This is a genomic window from Ensifer sp. 2TAB8 (assembly GCF_052115125.1).
In the GTDB taxonomy this organism is placed as follows: domain Bacteria; phylum Pseudomonadota; class Alphaproteobacteria; order Rhizobiales; family Rhizobiaceae; genus Ensifer.
Map to the genome: position 1 here is coordinate 1 of NZ_JBFRGB010000069.1, position 1320 is coordinate 1320.

The following is a 1320-nucleotide window of genomic DNA, read 5'->3' on the forward strand; positions in this document are numbered from 1 at the left end:
AGCCGACCTCGGCGATCTCGCCCATGAACTCGTGGCCGACGACCATCGGCACCGGAATGGTCTTCTGCGCCCACTGGTCCCAGTTCCAGATGTGCACGTCGGTGCCGCAGATCGCCGATTTCTTCACCTTGATCAGCACGTCGTTCGGGCCGATCTCCGGCACCGGCACGCGCTCCATCCACAAGCCCACTTCGGCCTTCGACTTGACCAGCGCCTTCATCATGTTCGTCATCGGTCCCTCCCTCAGATCACGCCGAGGTCGCGGCCGACCTCTTCGAAGGCGGCGATCGCCCGGCGTACGTCCGCTTCACTATGGGCCGCCGACATCTGCGTGCGGATGCGCGCCTGCCCCTTCGGCACCACCGGGAAGGAGAAGCCGATGACATAGACGCCCTTCTTCAGCATGCGTGCCGCCATCTCCTGCGCGAGCGCCGCATCACCGAGCATCACCGGAATGATCGGATGGCCCTCGCCGGCAAGCGTGAAGCCGAGCTTGGTCATCTCGGTGCGGAACAGTGCCGCATTGGCATAGAGCCGCTCGCGCAAGGCATCGCCGTTGTCGATCAGGTCGAAGACTTTCAGCGAGGCCGCGGCAATCACCGGCGCCAGCGTGTTGGAGAACAGATAGGGCCGCGAACGCTGCCTGAGCCACTCGACCACCTCGGCCTTGGCCGAAGTATAGCCGCCCGAGGCGCCGCCGAGCGCCTTGCCGAGCGTGCCGGTGATGATGTCGATCCGGCCCTCGACGCCGCAATGTTCGGCCGAGCCGCGACCATTCTTCCCGACGAAACCGACTGCATGGCTGTCGTCGACCATGACCATGGCGCCATATTTGTCCGCGAGGTCGCAGACACCACCGAGATTGGCGATGATGCCGTCCATCGAGAACACGCCGTCGGTGGCAATCAGCTTGAAGCGGCTGCCCTCGGCCTTCTTCAGCTCTTCCTCCAGCGCCGCCATGTCGTTGTTGGCATAGCGGAAGCGCTTGGCCTTGGAGAGCCGCACGCCATCGATGATCGAGGCGTGGTTGAGCGCGTCGGAGATGATCGCGTCCTCTTCTCCCAAGAGCGTCTCGAACAGGCCGCCATTGGCGTCGAAGCAGGAGGAATAGAGGATCGTGTCTTCCAGGCCGAGGAACGACGAAATCCGCGCCTCGAGCTGCTTGTGCTCCTCCTGCGTGCCGCAGATGAACCGCACCGAGGCCATGCCGTAGCCATAACGGTCGAGCGCCTGTTTGCCGGCCTCGGCAAGCTCTTCACTATCGGCAAGGCCGAGATAGTTGTTGGCGCAGAAGTTGAGCACGCGCTCGCCCGAGGCGAC

The 1320-nt window shown here is 63.9% G+C and carries 2 protein-coding genes; both read right to left on the reverse strand.

The window, feature by feature from the left end:
* Nucleotides 1-232: alcohol dehydrogenase catalytic domain-containing protein (locus AB4Z53_RS35340; protein WP_441600079.1), on the reverse strand; the 232-nt coding region annotated here is incomplete at its 3' end.
* Nucleotides 233-243: 11 nt separating this feature from the next.
* Nucleotides 244-1320 (reverse strand): glycine C-acetyltransferase (locus AB4Z53_RS35345; protein WP_441600081.1); only part of this gene is annotated, 1077 nt, incomplete at its 5' end.